The following is a 16,192-nucleotide window of genomic DNA, read 5'->3' on the forward strand; positions in this document are numbered from 1 at the left end:
CGATCGCGCAGGCGGCGCATCGCATCTCAGCCGCCTCTACTTACGGCCGAATAATGTTATGGGGCGAGCAGCTTCCGTCACCGGGTCTTGGGACGCGAAGGCCAGGCTACGGTTCTGAATAGTTTTCAGGAACCGTGGCCCGATCAATGATCTCGATTGCGCCCGCGACGGGCGGGACGGGCGCTGGAGCGCGGCGGCGCGCTCGATGAGCGCATGACCAGCCGATAAGGCAACACGACACTTCTCGGGACAGGACTTCCAGCAATGGCATTGATGAGATAATCGGCGGCTCCCCGGCCGATTTCTGCTGCCGGAACACTGACCGTTGTGAGCGGCGGGTCCATTTGCGCCGCCAGCTCCACATCGTCAAATCCTGTGATGGAAAGCGTGGCCGGTACGGCCAGACCCATCTTGCGAGCCTCTGCCATTGCACCGATGGCAAGCGTGTCGGTGGTGCAGATGACTGCTGTCGTGTCCGGGTGATCGGTGAGGAGTTGACGAAGGGCACTACGGCCTTGGGCAAGTGAATAATCGGCCTTGACGATCTGGGTTGGCTTGAGCGGGAGGCCGGCGTCCGAGAGCGCGCGCTGAATTCCCTCAAGCCTGGCACGGGATCTGTCGTTTGACGCAGCAACAACGTTGGCAATTGCGCCGAAACGGACGTGTCCAAGCCTTAGCAGATACTCCGTCATCTCGCGGGTGGCGCTTTCGTTGTCGATTCCGATCGCGGGGATGCCGCCGCCGGCCTTGGCAACATAGGTGGTGATGACGGGTACGCTTGCCTGTTCGATCAGACTCCTCAGCTCCCGTCCGTGGGAAGCTCCGACCAGCACAATTCCATCGATGCCACGTTCAATGAGACTTTGCAGTTCCTGAAGTTCACGCCGCTGGTCATATTGCGAATTCGCAATGAACAGCGTGTAGCCGCTTTCGCTGAGGCGGTTCTGGAGCGCTTCGACCCCTTCTGCAAAGATACCGAGCGCCAGCGTCGGAACGATGACGCCGACGGTCCGCATGCGTCCCGATTTTAATGCTCTGGCTGCGCTATCGCGTGTGTAGGCGAGGTCATTGATATGCCGCATGACCCTGTCGCGAAGCTCCGGCCGTACGATATCGGGGTGATTGAGCACTCGCGATACCGTCGCCGGCGACACATTCGCCTTCCGGGCAACGTCCTCGATCTTCACGCGCGGCTGCAGGCGGCCTTTTGGCGCGATTACAGGTTTCTTGTCCATTTGCGTTGGTCAACCAGAAGAAGGAGAGGGGCACCCTCTCAAAAGGGTTAAACCATCATGAGCGCCACCTTCTCAAGCCCTGTATACGGGCTGTCGGCGCTATTTCTGGCCCTCTCATGCGCACATCGAGCGGGGGAAGCGAATCTCATTCGAAAGTTGGTTGATTTGCTTGACTCCGGTTCTTGCGCGGCCTAAGTCTGAAATCGATTTCAGAAATCGAGAGCCAAGCAGCTCGATTTCAGGCAAAACCGAAAGCAAGGACGTATGGTCGATCTCTTGAAGGGCATTCGTGTCCTCAGCCTCAATCACTTTCTGATGGGTCCGGTCGGCGTGCAGTTTCTCGCCGACCTCGGTGCGGACGTGATCGCCGTGGAACCGCCCGGAGGGGCCTTTCAGAGGAAATGGGGCGGGGCGGACAAGCGGGTTGATGGCCAGTCAATGTTGCTTCTCACGGGCAACCGCAACAAGCGCAGCCTCACGCTCGATCTGAAAAAACCCGAAGCCGTCGTCATCGCCAGGCAACTGATCGCGAAATCGGATGTAATCGCAGAGAACTTCCGTCCGGGTGTGCTCGACAAGCTTGGTCTCGGCTACGAGGATGCAAAGAAGATCAATCCGCAGATCATCTATGCGGCTGCCTCCGGCTACGGTCCTGACGGGCCCTACGTCAACCGCCCCGGCCAGGATCTCTTGATCCAGGCCCTATCAGGACTTGCGATGATCACCGGAAGTCGCGAGCAGGGGCCGCGGGCTGTGGGCGTTTCCGCCATCGATCATCACGGCGCCGCCTTGTTTGCCGCGGGCATTCTAGCTGCCCTGGTGAGGAAAGCGCGCACGGGGCAGGGCTGCCGCGTCGATGTTAGCCTACTGTCGGCTGCGCTCGACCTGCAGATGGAATCCTTTACCTGCTACCTGAACGGCCAAAGGCCTGACGACGTCCGTCAGCCGGGTCCGGTGGCGGGCTGGTACTACGGCGCGCCCTACGGCATCTATGCGACACGCGATGGACACATTGCGATCTCTTTGGGATCGCTGGAGGCGCTCTCAGACGCGCTTGGCCTTCCGCTCGACCAGCGAATTCCTGACGGGGAGGCGTATCGCCGGCGGGACGAAGCCTCAGCCATGATTGCGCCCAGTGTCGCCAAACGCACAACCACCGAATGCATCGCCTTGTTCGAGGCGCGTGGAATTTGGCACGCTGCGGTGAACGATTATGCTGACGTCGTTGAGGATCCGCAGATTGTGCACAACAGAAATTTTCAGGTCGTGACCGGCGCGACCGGAACTCCCATCACCCTCGTCAGCCATCCCGTGCGCTACGACGGCGAGCAGCCGGACGTGCGTTTGCCCCCGCAAAAGCTCGGTGCGCAAACGGAAGAGATTCTGAAAGAGCTGGGCTATGACGCCAGGACATTGAAGCATCTTTACGATACGGGCGCCATCGGCGCTGCGGACTCGCATCACTAAACGACCAAAGTGACTTCTCGAAAGTAGCGCGCTTACGTCAGGAGGGCATGGTGATCGGCATAAACTTGCGCGCGGCTTTCCCTGCGGTGTTGCTGACGAGGCGTGCTCCTCGGCAGCGATGCAACCAAGCGCACGCTTGGAAGTCTGGTGAACATTAACCGTTCACCCCAGTCCAGGACCTGTTGGTAAAGAGCTTTAAGTTGCCGCCAGGCCAAAGCCGCGCGGCAAGTTTTATGTTGGATCAGAGCCATGTCGGAAAGCCAATATCTGCCCGCGCGCGAGCGTATGTTGAAGCGCATTGCCGAGACCAGGGACACTGCACGCACGGGCTTGCCACACTGGGCGAGTGCCGCCGACGGAACATGGACGTTTACGCCCGATGGTGATTGGACCGGCGGGGCCTTTGTCGGCGAGCTTTGGCTCGCGCATCTCGCTAATCCCAGGCAGTTCCCAATCGAAGACGCGCGTGCTGCGCTAAGCCGAATGTTGCCGCGTGCCGAGCGGCTTACGGCCTTCAAGGGTTTCGGCTTCTATCATGCTGGCGCCCTCGGCAGCATCCTGTTCGAGGACGAAAACGCGCGCGAGGTGGCTCTGACAGCTGCAAGGTCGCTTCGTGATATGTTCGATCCACACCTCGGACTGATACCGTTGGGCAGGGATGCCGAGGAGGCGAGCGCAGTCGGAGCCTCCGAGAGCAGCATCGACTCGCTCCAGGCGACAGGCCTGCTCTTTTGGGCCGCGGACGAGCTTTCCGATGCCCGGATGGAGGAGGTCGCCAATGCACATATGCGGCGTGTCCTCGAGATCCACGTACGGCAGGACAATTCAGTTATCCAGTCTTCCACCCTTGATCCACAGACCGGCGAGGTGCTCAGAACGCACACGCACAAGGGCTATAGCGATATCAGCACTTGGGGCCGGGCGCAGGGATGGGCGATGCTCTACACCGCTCACGCCGCCATGGTCCGCCCGGACGAACCACTATGGCGCGACTACGCCGTGCGCCTTCTTGACTGGTGGATCGACCATGTCCCTGCGGATCTCATTGCCTTCTGGGATTTCGACGATCCGGCGATCCCCAATACCAGCAGGGATACTGCGGCCACTGCTATCGCTGCTGCCGCGGCGCTGCGCCTCGCATCCGCACTTGGTCCTGAGCGGGGCGCCAGATATCGATCATTTGCGGAGCGCACAGTTACTCAGCTGAGCTCGAAATACCTGACGCCGACTGCTCCCGATGACCCGCGCCCGCCTGGAATGCTCACCGGCGGCTGCTTCACCCGAAAGGCGATTGTGCGCGATATCGATGCGGCTCAGAACGTCGAGCTGATCTTCGGAAGCTACTTCCTGTTTGAATGTCTTGCCGTCCTCACGGACCTGGTGCCGCCTGGCTGGATTTAATGGGGAGGCACGAAAGGCGTCCAACGCGAGCAAAGCCTCAAACCAATCTCGTTTGTGACGCCATGCTAGTCAATCTGTCAAAAAAGTGCGCCGGTATCGGCGCCATTCCTTAGATGTTTGCGATGGCTGACCCCGTTCGACAGCAACTGACCGCCTCCTGTCTGGAATCCTCTACATGAGAAGTGCGAAGACTCCCATCTATCGCGGCTTGTTCCCGGTGGCTCCGACGCCGTTCACGGAGGCTGGAGATCTCGATCTTGAAGGGCAGCGGCGCGTTATCGATTGCATGATTGATCAAGGCGTGGACGGGATCTGCATTCTGGCCAACTATTCCGAGCAGTTCCTGCTGTCTGATCAAGAACGCGACATTCTGGTCGAGCTCTGTCTTTCGCATGTCGCGGGCCGCAAGCCAGTCATGGTGACCTGCAGCCATTTCAGCACCCAGATTGCGGTGCAACGCGCCCGCTATGCGGCCGAACGTGGCGCAAGCCTCCTCATGCTGATGCCGCCTTATCATGGTGCAAGCCTCAAGGCGGATGACGGGGCCATGATTGGCCATTTCGGCCGGGTCGCAGACGCGGCAGGGATCCCAATCATGGTCCAGGACGCGCCGCTCTCCGGCGTTACATTGACGGTCCCGTTTCTCGTCCGCCTCGCTTGCGAGGTGCCGCTCGCCAGATATTTCAAGATCGAGGTCCCGTTTGCTGCTGCCAAGTTGCGCAGTCTGATCGAGCTCGGCGGTGAGGCCATCATTGGTCCTTTTGACGGGGAGGAGGCCATCACCATGATGGCAGACCTCGACGCCGGTGCGACCGGAACGATGTCGAGTGCGCTGCTGCCCGATCTGCTTCGCCCGGTGCTCGATCACCACAAAGCGGGACGCAGGCAAGAAGCCGCTCTTGCCTATGCAAAGGTGCTGCCGCTCATCAATTTCGAGAACCGCCAGTGCGGCCTGCGCGCTGCCAAGAGCGTGATGGCTGAAGGTGGTGTGATCAAATACGAAGCGGTGCGGCATCCGCTCGATGGGCTCCATCCGGCGACGAGAGCTGGATTGATCGAGCTTGCGCACGAGCTCAACCCGCTGGCTCTTCGCTGGGGACATTGAGGCATGAACAATCCGGAACAAGCGGTGCAGGCACAACCTGTGTACCCCCAGATCAAGATGTTCATTGCCGGGGAATGGACGGAAGGGGAGGCAGAGCGCTCGGAAGAGATCCTCAACCCCGCGACCGGACAGCCCATTGGCGAAACGCCTTACGCATCCCGCGGTGATCTTGATCGTGCCCTCGCGGCGGCGGCGGACGGCTTCGAGATCTGGCGAAAGGTTTCTGCCTTCGACCGGTACAGGACCATGCGCAAGGCCGCCGAGCTCATGCGCTCGCGCGCAGCCGACATCGCTGCAATCATGACCCTCGAACAGGGTAAGCCGCTGAGCGAGTCGAGTGCTGAAACGCTCCTCGCTGCCGATATCATCGACTGGCTCGCCGAAGAAGGGCGGCGCGCTTATGGGCGGATCGTGCCGGCGCGCTTTGGCAATATTGCCCAGCTCGTGACCAAGGAGCCTGTCGGGCCGGTTGCGGCATTTACGCCCTGGAATTTTCCGATCAACCAGGCCGTGCGGAAGATCTCGGCGAGCCTTGCAGCCGGCTGCTCCATCATCGTCAAGGGACCTGAAGAGACGCCAGCGAGCTGCATGGAGCTGGTGCGTAGTTTCGCGGATGCGGGCTCGCCGGCGGGCGTGATCAATCTCGTCTTCGGCGTGCCATCCGAAGTTTCAGACCATCTCATACGCCATCCTATCGTCCGTAAAGTCTCCTTCACCGGTTCGACCGTAGTCGGAAAGCATCTCGCAGCCCTTGCCGGCGCCCACATGAAGCGCACCACCATGGAACTCGGCGGGCACGCGCCTGCCATCGTTTTCCCAGATGCCGACGTCGAGAAAGCCGCAAGAATTTTGTCGGCGAACAAGTTCCGCAATGCCGGCCAAGTCTGCGTCTCGCCGACGCGGTTTCTGGTGCATGAGAGTGTCTATGAAGATTTCGTCAAGAGGTTTGTTGCCGAGGCCAGCGCGATCAAGGTTGGCAATGGCCTTGAGAGAGACAGCCGCATGGGACCGCTCGCCAATTCGCGGCGGATCGACGCAATGGAGAGCTTTGTCGCGGACGCTCTCGATTGCGGCGCCCAGTTGCGCACCGGCGGCAAGCGTATCGGCAATGCGGGGTACTTCTTCGAGCCGACGGTCCTGACCGATCTTCCACCTCAAGCGCGCATCATGAATGAAGAGCCGTTCGGCCCTGTCGCCCCGATTGCGCGGTTTAAGACCTATGACGACGTTGTCACGGAGGCCAATCGACTGCCTTACGGGCTCGCCGCCTATGCCTACACGCGATCCGCCGCAACCATGGCCGCGATCGGGGCCGATCTCCAATGCGGGATGGTATCGATCAATCATCATGGGCTTGGGCTTCCCGAAGTGCCCTTCGGAGGAACGAAGGAGTCCGGCTTCGGCTCGGAAGGTGGCCTCGAGGCAATCGAGGGCTATCTCGACACCAAATTTGTGAGCCAGGCGAGCTAGAACCGGAATCCCAGGTGCCAAACCGGAGCAGAACGATTGTTCGACGGTGCCGCCGGATAGCTTCAAGCGCTCTCCCCTTCTCCGCTGGCAGACCGGTACGTCTGCCTTCTCCCCGGACTTGAGCCGCTGTCGGAGAAATCCGGCAGCGGTTCTTTTTCCTTGCGGGACTGACACCTTATTGTTCATTCAGGCGGAAGCAGAAGTAAGATACTTTGTCCGGCAAATCGGCGCGGACGGATAACAGCTGCGTGTGCCAAAGCCCCCAAACTTCCGCGCCAATGATAGCCCGCGAGCACCACGAATATTGGCGCGGCCCAGCATGACCATCGCCTGGAATTTCTCGGCGATGACCATCTCACGCGCATAAGCGCGCAGATGCGGAGCAGGAAGATCGTGGAGAACCGACAAGTCCATTTCCAGTAGACCCGGTTCGACCGCATCATCAACGGCCATATCGATAACGATACGGGCCTTGGCGGAACAATGCGTCGGCGGTGATGCGCAGTCCGCCATACTCGGTTTCCTCGCGAATGCGATTGACCTTGAGGCTGTTTGGATCGAACTCCGCCCATCGTTGTATGAAACGCCGCTGACTTCTTTGAAGATGCGGACCGTCTCGTCCTAATCATCGTTCTCGATGACGAGGGAGTCGAGGGGCGCCACGGACTCGTGGAAAAATGGCCCGCTTGGAGCCATACCAAGCATTTACGATAGGGCCAAATGTGGTAGGGTCAGTTCACCTTTGCCTGCGACAACTGAGAGGTTGAGTTCCTGCGCGGCAGCATCCAGGACCGGCACGGAAACGGCACTCTCGCGCGCTAGGCGCACAGCACACTCGATGTCCTTTGCAGCATTTGCAATCGAGATTGCCAGTGCATCCGGTTTCTCTCCCAACAAAAAGGCGGCGAAGGCTTGGAATATTCCACTGTTCGTAGAGCCCCGACTGACCAAAGACCGTAGTGTTACAAGATCTATCTGAAGACTATCCGCGAATTGGCAGACCTCAGCGGCGACCGCAGCTATGCCCATAGTCATGCTGTTGTAAACAAGCTTGAGCTTGTGGCCGTGTCCGACATCTCCAACATGCATCACGGTCTCGCAAAACGCAGCAAGAATGCGTTCAGCGACGGGAAAGAGTGTTGTATCCGACCCAACCATCGCATTGAGGAGGCCGAGCTCTGCTTGCTCGGGGCTTCGTGTTACTGGAGCATCAATAAAGCTTAGACCTCGTCCTTGCGCCGTTTTCGCCAATGCAATAGTCGAGGCAGGATACGAGGTTGTGCAATCAATTATCAAGCCTCCTCGGCACATGTGGACAAATAGTCCATCGTCATCAAGGCACACCATCTCAACTTCGCGGCTGGACGGTAAGGACAACACCACCACACTTACATGCTGCGCCAACTCAGCGATCGACGTATGTTCGCGGGCCCCTGCACTTATCAGGCGATCGGCACCGAACCGCTCCTTGTTGACTTTGATGTGGAGTTCGCGTTGCTGACGCAGCAGGCTGATGCCTATACCTGTTCCCATGCGCCCCGCTCCGATAAGCCCTACGCTCTGCTTGATCAGTCTGGGAGCCGCGCTCGCTGATGATCCCTTACTCATGGCTTAGCATTCCGAAAAGTAGCCACGGCTTTGCAGGATGGGCAGCAGCTCGTGATGGTTGTTGATCGTGTAATCTGGACGCGCGGCTTGCAGGCGCGAGGTCGAAACAAATCCTCCGGTAATGGATATGCTCGTCAGACCGAGATTACGTGCAATATCAGTCTCCACGGGCATATCGCCGATGATGAAGGTTGATGCGGGCTTCAGGTCGTACCTTTGCATGTAAAGCCGAAGCCGCTCTCCTTTGCTCATTGATTTGTATTGCGTGGCGCGGCTTTCAAAAGCGAGCACATCGGTAATGTAGTGATCTACTCCAAGCCTCCTCAGCTGGGACTGTAGAGGCGCCACTATGTGGTTGCTGAGGATGATGAGTAGAGCGGATTGTCGTCGCGCTATCTCGAGCACTCTGCGCGCGCCCTCACGTAGATCGGCCTTGGCCGCAAGAGGCTCGTATAAGTCGTGAAATAGTGCGCCATCATCACGCTCCATTGCCTCAATCTCTTCGCGCGACATTCCAAGGCTAAGGTAGAGAAGAGAGAGGGGAACATCACAACGATCCCGAAAGGTCTTTATATCGATGCTCGGACGACCAAAGCGGTCCAAAATGACATTGGTCGTTTCGAGCAGCGCATAGGTGTCATCGAGCAGTGTTCCGTTCCAGTCAAATACGAGAGCGGGTTTCATGATTCTGACCTCAGAGGGGTATTGACAGGAAAAGCGGCCAGCAACGCTTCCAAGTGTCTACGCGCGCGCTGCCGTCCAGCGGGGGTCGGCATGTCGAACGTGAACGGTGATAGATCGATGCCCTCTAGCCTGTCGGCCAAAACGGATACAAGGGCGCGGAAAGGCAGATAAGTTATCGATGCTGCTTGGATCGCCGTCGCAATGTTGCTCTCAACGATTCTGAGTGCTGGCGGCTCCATCCTATGGAAGCGAAGGCATTGGGCGCGCAGCTCGGACGGCAGCCGCTTCAATGCCTGCCAGAATGCGAGCTCATCTAGCGTATCAATACCCATGCCGTAGTAGTTTGGCGCAACTATAGGGGGAGAACCTATCGCCCAATGTACGTCTTTGGCTCCAGCGGCAAGGAGCATCATTGTGACGGCTTGGCTGGTATCGCCTCGAATGAGGGCTTCGTCGACAACTATTAAGGTCCGTTCGGCTATGGCCGGTTCCGAAACTCGATACTTCTGGGCAATGCGAGATTGCCGGGCGCTGGTTCTGCCGAGGAGCGTTCGCTCTTGAAATTGCGTTGCAACTACGTCACTACGCTCGGCAAGCACGCCCTGTTCGGCGAAAGAGTCAAATAGACCATCGGCGTACGGGCCCCCAGTATTTGGCATTGAGGACACGATTGGCGGCATCAAGAGTGGCTCTGCTTGAAGTCGCTCCGCAACAATTCTTCCCAAAGAGAGCCCGATGTTGTAACGGGTTTGGCGATGTGAATGGCCCTCGACCGACGTGTTTGGACTTCCCAAATAGAGGGCTTCGTACGCGCAGAGCTTGGCCTTATGTCCTCGGCAGTTCAGGGCATGGTCAACGCTGGCGCCGGTCTTGGCGTCCACGCGCTGTATGCTCCCAGGCAAGAGCTGGCTGATCTCACCTTCCAAGCCTGCGAAGGCACAATTTTCAGAAGCAAAGAGCAACAAGCCATTACTTGCTCGCATAGTCTCCAATGGTCGCAAACCGCTTCGACTGCGGTATGCAACAAGATCTCCGTCCTTATCTAGCAAAAGCGCACTTAGGGCACCATCGATACGATCATCAAGCTCGCGAAAGATAGCTTCGTAGTTTACGGGCCGGCCGTGACGCCAATATTCTCGTTCGCAAGAGTGTTCAATCCACCTCAGCAGGAGCTTGGCGTCTGTGTTCGTATCTATCAGTTGGCCTCGAGCGAGTAATTCGCTCTTGAGTTCATGAGCGTTCACCAAGGCGCCGTCCAGAGCAATGGCAAAATGGCGGTTAGGCATTGACTGCACGTCGTCGCCATCTCCAGTTCCACAGGATCCGCCACGGATCTGCGCGATTGCAACATGAGGCCGAAAGCACGGGTCCCGTTCGATGCAGTCAATGAGCACAGAGCTATCGTTCGATCGAAAGGTTCCATGTCGGAGTCCACGCTCTTGCATAAAAGCAGAGACGACGACACCCGCTTGCCCACGGAGTGCAAGTGTCGGAATCATTTTGTTTAGCTGATCAAGGACACGCGGCGATGGTTCGCTTGAAGCGCAGAAAAATGCACCGGCGACACCGGACATATAGTCACCCACTTGTTAAGGAGTCGCTCTGGCGGGGCGCCTCGATGGCACTTCGATTCATCCTTAAGCAAGCGTCGTACCAGCCCTTTGCATGTGCTGGCTGGCATTTCCGGAGCGAGTAGGGTTGGAAGACAGGCCATTCTAGCCATCGAGTGGGTATTGTGCGTCGTTTCAGCACCCACGCGATGTTCAGGATGCTACGACCATGTGCGAAACGCTCCACACCGGAGCGAGCAGGAAGTGGGGGCTTAAGGTCGACGAAAGCCTTCTGCACTTTCACTCATGTCTTTCATTTTTGCGTCCAGCCACCAAACCGGTTCTTTAAAGACAACCAGCCTACGAAAAGGAGCTCTAAGCAGGCCAGAGAGTGGCGTTCGACGCTCGCCTGATCAACTACTAACAGTGGTGATTGATCAGGACCATGAACCTTGGCCAGAACGAATCGTGTCGCTTGCGCGGACCAACCCATGACGATCCACCTTCAAACGGTGTGGTCAGGAACTGCAATATGTCACCTTCAACGACTCTGGCGCTGCGCGCGCGGCCAAATTATCTTGTATCCGACATTCTTCGAGCCCGAGGGGGCTCAGGTGTCCACGTCCTTGGCGGCAAAACGCGGCTCGATCGACGGCGCTGAGATAACAGGTGGGTAGGCGGATATACCAAGCCGCCATGATCCCGGATCCTGTACTGCCGAGTCCTAGCTGTGGAGGGCATCCTCGTCCCTGTGTCTTCACGCAATACAGACGACGGTGCAACGATCAGGGGCTGTTCGCGACCTTGAGCGAGACACCACTTAAAAAAGGAGCATCTGTTTGTTTTCTCAAAGTGCCGTCACTCCCAAGCCGGTACAGACTAGCGCATCGGTGTTGCCGACACTCCCGGAATCTCGGCACATGGCACCTGTGAGATGCGCAGTCGCCACGATTCATAATGTCGTCCTAGCGCGAATGCCTAGGCGCTAACTGAATTACGAAGCGCGTTCGTCTCACGGTGAGCCATTTCGTGGCAGCGCGGCCATGATCTCGTTTAGCCGGCAGAAAATTTCGCTGCACCCGTTCGCTCGACCTCGCAGAAGGCATAACGGGGGCCCCGGGTCGCGCGCATGGAAATTGTTGCTGTAGGCCCGAGTGCTTGGTCCGAAACCGAACGCGTTCGGTGTCACGAATCGGTCAAGCAGCCTCCAATCTCGACTTTAATCAGACAATTGCCGGCGATTCCTCTGATTGGAACTGGCCCAGAGCGTGCATCGTGAAAGATGGGAGCCCATCTGAGTCTCGCAACGTGAGCAGCAGTTGGGGGAGCGTTCAAATCGAGTGTATCTGACATTAGGTTCGGAGACTGTATGCGAATCTGCGGTATCAAACTGACTCATGACGGAGCAGTCGCCCTTGTCGAGGACGGAAGGCTGGTCTTTTGTGTGGAGCAGGAGAAGCGGGACAATAATCCGCGATATCAAAAACTCCACAATCTCGATGCGGTTGTTGTCGCCTTGGCAGAACACGGTTTGGATCCGCGGGACGTTGACCGGTTCGTCATCGATGGATGGTGGGGCGAGAGTGAGTCACAATTTCAGGTTCTCAGCGGGACTGCACCCATTACCCTTAAAGGGGCGCCGTATGTTGAGGGCGATGCCGACGGCCTCCTCATAGCGCGCGACGGCGCTGGGCTGATGCTCAAGGGGAGCGCCTTCCCTTATAAAAGCTATCCGCATGTCACAGGTCACGTGGCTTCCGCTTTTTGTACCAGTCCTTTCGCCAAGGCCGGGCAACCCGCGTTCTGTCTGGTTTGGGACGGCGCCTCCTTTCCACGGCTCTACCATGTAGAGCGCCACGCAGCCAGGTTCGTCGAGTGCCTCTTTCCGCTGATCGGGCATGCTTATGCTGCCGCAGGCTATCACTTCGGACCATACAAGCAGGCTAACCGCATCAAGTGGGACCTCGGTGTTGCGGGCAAGTTGATGGCCTACATCGCGCTCGGTTCGGCCGATGAAAGCATCGTCGAGGTGTTTCAGGAGCTCTATGAAAAGCACTTTAGCATGTTCACGGAGCCAGTCGGTCGTTGCAGCGAGGACGCCGCGCTTGAGCCTGTCCATGCGTTCTTCGATGCCTGCGTGCTACGGTTAAAGGCCAAAGCCCCCGCAGATGTGCTTGCATCCTTTCATTGCTTCCAAGAGCGTCTGCTCGTTAGCAAACTGGCGAGTGCTATACAGAGGCATTCGAGGTTTTCCGCGCGCAATCTGTGCATAGTCGGTGGCTGCGGTCTCAACATAAAATGGAATAGTGCACTACGAGCTGCCGGCTTGTTCGATGCTATCTGGGTGCCACCCTTTCCGAATGACAGTGGCTCGGCAATAGGTGCTGCTTGCTCCGCATTGGCGGCGGACCAAGGTTTTGTACCATTGGAATGGTCCGTCTATAGTGGTCCAGCCGTGGAACGAGGCGACATGCCGCCCGGATGGGGCGGCTCACCATGCAGCATGCGTGAACTTGCAACCATTCTCGCCAGCAACAAACCCGTCATTTTTCTTGCCGGCCGCGCGGAGCTTGGACCTCGGGCTCTCGGTAGCAGAAGCATACTGGCCGCGGCGACATCGCCGCAAATGAAGGACCGTCTCAACGACATCAAACTTCGCGAGCACTTCCGGCCTGTAGCGCCAATATGCCTGGAGGATCGGGCGCCGGATATTTTTAGTCCCGGAACGCCAGACCCTTACATGCTTTTCGAGCACCTAACACGAGCAGAATGGCGGGATAAGATCCCCGCTGTTGTGCATCTGGACGGATCTGCGCGATTGCAGACCATTTGCAGGACCTCTCGGCACAAGATCGCCGAACTTCTCGTCGAATACGAAGGCCTCACAGGCATTCCGCTACTATGTAACACCAGCGCCAATCACAATGGACGCGGCTTTTTCCCGAATGCGGCATCTGCCTGCCAGTGGAACCGCGTTGACCACGTGTGGTGCGATGGCATGCTGTGGACGAGACGCGAGGGCGGCGACTGAGCGCTGGTCAAAGGCATCTTTCTGTGGACGTGAGATTTGAGAACGGAACGCCGACCGTTCAGAGCCATTTGGGCGGCGGATAGTTCTCATCCAGCCCACGCAGACGTCCGCTAGAATACCCTCTCTTTCCGAGGACCCGATGACCGTGAACGGACCGCGGCGGATGTCGGACGTCTGAGTCAGTAGATGTCGTCGATTGGCGACATTCGACGATGTCGGCGAACGGCAACATCTTGATTGTCAGCGAATGGCGACATATGATAATGTAAGCGAACGCTGACATTCGGATTTGCCATGCTCACACGTACCGCAGCCGATCTTGGCGCCGTCATCCGCGACCGGCGCAAACGCCTCAAGCTCGATCAGTCGACGCTGGCCAAAAAGGTTGGTGTCAGTCGCCAATGGCTCATTGAAGTCGAGCATGGACATCCGCGCGCAGAACTCGGGCTAATCCGCCGCGTCCTCGATGCTCTTGGCATTAAGCTCGATGCAGACAGCAATCCCTCCGCGGGCCGCGGCGTCCCGAAAACCGCCGTCGATCTGGACGCCATCGTGGCGAAAGCCAAAAAAGGCAAGCCTTAATGGCCGAGCTCATTGCGGACGGCAACGAAGTCGGTCGTGTCCGAAGTGATGCACGCGGCCGGCTGACCTTTGTCTATGACAATGCATGGCGCAACGCTGAGGGAGCCTATCCTCTCTCGCTTTCGATGCCGCTTGCCGCTGAGGAGCATGGTCCAGCCGCCATTCAGGCCTTCCTGTGGGGGCTGCTTCCCGACAATGAGCAGGTGCTCGAGCGTTGGGCCAAGAAATTTCAGGTATCAGCGCGCAACGTGTTTGCTTTCATCTCGAACGTCGGTCAGGATTGCGCAGGCGCCGTTCAGTTTGTCACCCCCGATCGACTGGAGGCCTGAAAACGGGCCGAGATGACAAGATCGAATGGCTTGACGAGCCGGAAATAGCAAACCGGCTTCAAGCCTTACGCGAGGATCATGCTGCCTGGCGTCTGCCCGGCGATACGGGTCAATTCAGCCTTGCGGGCGCCCAGCCTAAAACTGCTCTTGTCCTCAAAGACGGCAAATGGGGCATTCCGTCCGGCCGCATACCGACCACCCACATTTTGAAACCGCCGACAGGCCACTTCGATGGTCACGCCGAGAACGAGCATATCTGCCTGCAGCTCGCGCGAGAAGTCGGGCTGCCGGCCGCTGAAACCAAGGTGATGCGCTTCGAAAAGGAAATCGCAATCGTCGTTGAACGCTACGACCAGCAAGTTAGTGGGAACGACATCATTCGGATTCACCAGGAAGATATTTGCCAGGCCATGGGCATCCTGCCGACCAAGAAATACCAGAACGAGGGAGGACCAACGTCTGCTGACGTGATCGAGCCCTTACGGACATACTCGACGGACCGCGACGCTGACCTTGAGACGTTCGTCAGCGCTTTGGGCTTCAACTGGCTCATTGGGGGGGCCGACGCTCACGCCAAGAACTATTCCTTGCTTTTGGCTAGCGGCCCGCACGTACGGCTTGCGCCGCTCTACGACATAGCTAGCATTCTTCCTTACGATCACGTCGACCCGCGGAAGGTCAAGCTCGCCATGAAAGTCGGGGGCGCGTACAAGCTCGACCAAATTGGCTTGCGTCAATGGCAGAAGTTCTCGCGCGAAACGCGGGCTGATGCGGATTTGGTCACTGCTACTCTTATCTCCATGGCTGGGCAGATCCCCGACCTCGTTAACGAAATCCGCGCGCGCGCGCAAAAGGAGGGATTGGAGAACGCCGTTATCGAGCGATTGGCAGCGGCTTTGACCAAACGAGCTCGGGACTGCGAACGCGTTCTGAAGGGAACCTAGTTTTGGGGCCAGCAGATCAATCCGCACCGGCAGCACCAGCAGCAGCATGTTGATCGCCGGCATCGATGTCGACAGCGCGATCATCGCGGCCATGATGGCCGTCGGCGGCACCGGCGCCGGAATTGCCGGACCGCGATCATCGGCGCCGATGATCAGCAGCAGCGGCAGCAACACCAAGCCGGCGCCAGCCATGACGTGCCTCCGTATTGGCCTGATAGCTCTGGGGGGTGATACGGCCCGCACTTGAAACTCGAGAAACGGGCTGAGTCTCGCTATTAGGGACCCGCTTCCCGAACTCCAAATAGGCCGAACCCAGGACAAAAGGGAAGGTTTCGGCAGGCTTGGGAATCTCTGGGAGCGATCTCAACGCGACATGAGGGCGCTTTCGGAAGATCATTGCGATTCGGGCGCGCAGCGACTATACGCAACCTCCTAAAAGCACTGAACTTGTCGCTCGCATCGTTGCTTATCCGGGTACATCCAAGGGCAGATGCAAACGTTGCAGTCTGCTCATAGAGATCAATCGCCTTACGCCGCTCATTCAGAGACGAGGCATCGTCCGCCAGCGGAATTGAGGCAGAGTCAAACGGCAGTTGCCAAAATGGCTTTCCGCAGCTCCTGTGGTGTAGCTTGGACGAGGTGTGCACCTGCTGACAGATAGGCGAGTACGGGCGTCTTTTCGTAATCGCTGGGCTTAAATGTCGGAACGAGGTTGAGAGCGTCGAGTGACCACGCCAGAGGGTGGGGGCGGAGTCGTACTCGATGCTCCAAATGCCGAGTTCGGCG

Annotated in this window: 14 protein-coding genes; 9 read left to right on the forward strand and 5 right to left on the reverse strand. The window is 58.2% G+C overall.

Features of this window, described 5'->3' with window-relative positions:
• Positions 1–143: 143 nt before the first annotated feature.
• Positions 144–1,235, reverse strand: a complete 1,092-nt coding sequence (locus AC066S_RS30875) for a LacI family DNA-binding transcriptional regulator (RefSeq protein WP_126261771.1) — start codon at positions 1,233–1,235, stop codon at positions 144–146.
• A 264-nt stretch (positions 1,236–1,499) separates the two neighbouring features.
• Between AC066S_RS30875 and AC066S_RS30880 the strand changes: the two genes are divergently transcribed.
• The 4 genes from AC066S_RS30880 to AC066S_RS30895 all read left to right on the forward strand — a co-directional run bounded on the left by AC066S_RS30880 (position 1,500) and on the right by AC066S_RS30895 (position 6,678).
• Complete coding sequence (locus tag AC066S_RS30880; protein ID WP_126261770.1) at positions 1,500–2,702, forward strand: CaiB/BaiF CoA transferase family protein; 1,203 nt, start codon at positions 1,500–1,502, stop codon at positions 2,700–2,702.
• A 249-nt stretch (positions 2,703–2,951) separates the two neighbouring features.
• Complete coding sequence (locus AC066S_RS30885) at positions 2,952–4,103, forward strand: glycoside hydrolase family 88 protein (protein WP_126261769.1); 1,152 nt, start codon at positions 2,952–2,954, stop codon at positions 4,101–4,103.
• A 175-nt stretch (positions 4,104–4,278) separates the two neighbouring features.
• Positions 4,279–5,208, forward strand: coding sequence for a dihydrodipicolinate synthase family protein (locus AC066S_RS30890; RefSeq protein WP_126261768.1), 930 nt, complete (start codon positions 4,279–4,281; stop codon positions 5,206–5,208).
• Positions 5,209–5,211: 3 nt separating this feature from the next.
• Complete coding sequence (locus AC066S_RS30895; RefSeq protein ID WP_126261767.1) at positions 5,212–6,678, forward strand: NAD-dependent succinate-semialdehyde dehydrogenase; 1,467 nt, start codon at positions 5,212–5,214, stop codon at positions 6,676–6,678.
• A gap of 186 nt (positions 6,679–6,864) precedes the next feature.
• On the opposite strand, the gene AC066S_RS30900 is transcribed toward AC066S_RS30895, so the two are convergent.
• From AC066S_RS30900 to AC066S_RS30915, 4 genes are all read right to left on the reverse strand, one after another.
• Positions 6,865–7,191, reverse strand: coding sequence for a nucleotidyl transferase AbiEii/AbiGii toxin family protein (locus AC066S_RS30900; protein WP_126261766.1), 327 nt, complete (start codon positions 7,189–7,191; stop codon positions 6,865–6,867).
• A gap of 192 nt (positions 7,192–7,383) precedes the next feature.
• Entirely contained in the window at positions 7,384–8,286 is a 903-nt protein-coding gene (locus tag AC066S_RS30905) for an NAD(P)-dependent oxidoreductase (protein WP_126261765.1), read from the reverse strand.
• A gap of 3 nt (positions 8,287–8,289) precedes the next feature.
• On the reverse strand, positions 8,290–8,970 hold the full coding sequence (locus tag AC066S_RS30910) for an HAD family hydrolase (RefSeq protein WP_126261764.1): 681 nt from the start codon (positions 8,968–8,970) through the stop codon (positions 8,290–8,292).
• Entirely contained in the window at positions 8,967–10,544 is a 1,578-nt protein-coding gene (locus AC066S_RS30915; protein WP_235884827.1) for an amidophosphoribosyltransferase, read from the reverse strand. The genes AC066S_RS30910 and AC066S_RS30915 overlap by 4 nt, the downstream gene beginning before the upstream one ends.
• A gap of 1,345 nt (positions 10,545–11,889) precedes the next feature.
• Here AC066S_RS30915 and nodU point away from each other — a divergent pair.
• The 5 genes from nodU (at position 11,890) to AC066S_RS30940 (ending at position 15,653) form a co-directional block, all read left to right on the forward strand.
• Complete coding sequence (gene nodU / locus AC066S_RS30920; RefSeq protein ID WP_126261763.1) at positions 11,890–13,551, forward strand: nodulation protein NodU; 1,662 nt, start codon at positions 11,890–11,892, stop codon at positions 13,549–13,551.
• A gap of 294 nt (positions 13,552–13,845) precedes the next feature.
• Positions 13,846–14,133, forward strand: coding sequence for a helix-turn-helix domain-containing protein (locus AC066S_RS30925; RefSeq protein ID WP_126261762.1), 288 nt, complete (start codon positions 13,846–13,848; stop codon positions 14,131–14,133).
• Positions 14,133–14,462, forward strand: a complete 330-nt coding sequence (locus AC066S_RS30930) for a HipA N-terminal domain-containing protein (RefSeq protein ID WP_235884826.1) — start codon at positions 14,133–14,135, stop codon at positions 14,460–14,462. The genes AC066S_RS30925 and AC066S_RS30930 overlap by 1 nt, the downstream gene beginning before the upstream one ends.
• Entirely contained in the window at positions 14,414–15,406 is a 993-nt protein-coding gene (locus AC066S_RS30935; RefSeq protein ID WP_235884825.1) for a HipA domain-containing protein, read from the forward strand. The genes AC066S_RS30930 and AC066S_RS30935 overlap by 49 nt, the downstream gene beginning before the upstream one ends.
• Before the next feature lie 46 nt (positions 15,407–15,452).
• Positions 15,453–15,653, forward strand: coding sequence for a hypothetical protein (locus AC066S_RS30940; protein ID WP_126261761.1), 201 nt, complete (start codon positions 15,453–15,455; stop codon positions 15,651–15,653).
• The last annotated feature ends 539 nt before the right edge of the window (positions 15,654–16,192 follow it).

It is taken from the genome of Bradyrhizobium sp. CFUWI (assembly GCF_056429085.1).

Bases quoted from the DNA above. Each gene is read 5' to 3' on its own strand.
- AC066S_RS30880 (WP_126261770.1), top strand. From the start codon at position 1,500: ATGGTCGATCTCTTGAAGGGCATTCGTGTCCTCAGCCTCAATCACTTT.
- AC066S_RS30905 (WP_126261765.1), bottom strand. From the start codon at position 8,286: ATGAGTAAGGGATCATCAGCGAGCGCGGCTCCCAGACTGATCAAGCAG.
- AC066S_RS30900 (WP_126261766.1), bottom strand. From the start codon at position 7,191: ATGGCGGACTGCGCATCACCGCCGACGCATTGTTCCGCCAAGGCCCGT.
- AC066S_RS30915 (WP_235884827.1), bottom strand. From the start codon at position 10,544: ATGTCCGGTGTCGCCGGTGCATTTTTCTGCGCTTCAAGCGAACCATCG.
- AC066S_RS30930 (WP_235884826.1), top strand. From the start codon at position 14,133: ATGGCCGAGCTCATTGCGGACGGCAACGAAGTCGGTCGTGTCCGAAGT.
- AC066S_RS30875 (WP_126261771.1), bottom strand. From the start codon at position 1,235: ATGGACAAGAAACCTGTAATCGCGCCAAAAGGCCGCCTGCAGCCGCGC.
- AC066S_RS30885 (WP_126261769.1), top strand. From the start codon at position 2,952: ATGTCGGAAAGCCAATATCTGCCCGCGCGCGAGCGTATGTTGAAGCGC.
- AC066S_RS30925 (WP_126261762.1), top strand. From the start codon at position 13,846: ATGCTCACACGTACCGCAGCCGATCTTGGCGCCGTCATCCGCGACCGG.
- nodU (WP_126261763.1), top strand. From the start codon at position 11,890: ATGCGAATCTGCGGTATCAAACTGACTCATGACGGAGCAGTCGCCCTT.
- AC066S_RS30895 (WP_126261767.1), top strand. From the start codon at position 5,212: ATGAACAATCCGGAACAAGCGGTGCAGGCACAACCTGTGTACCCCCAG.
- AC066S_RS30940 (WP_126261761.1), top strand. From the start codon at position 15,453: ATGTTGATCGCCGGCATCGATGTCGACAGCGCGATCATCGCGGCCATG.
- AC066S_RS30910 (WP_126261764.1), bottom strand. From the start codon at position 8,970: ATGAAACCCGCTCTCGTATTTGACTGGAACGGAACACTGCTCGATGAC.
- AC066S_RS30890 (WP_126261768.1), top strand. From the start codon at position 4,279: ATGAGAAGTGCGAAGACTCCCATCTATCGCGGCTTGTTCCCGGTGGCT.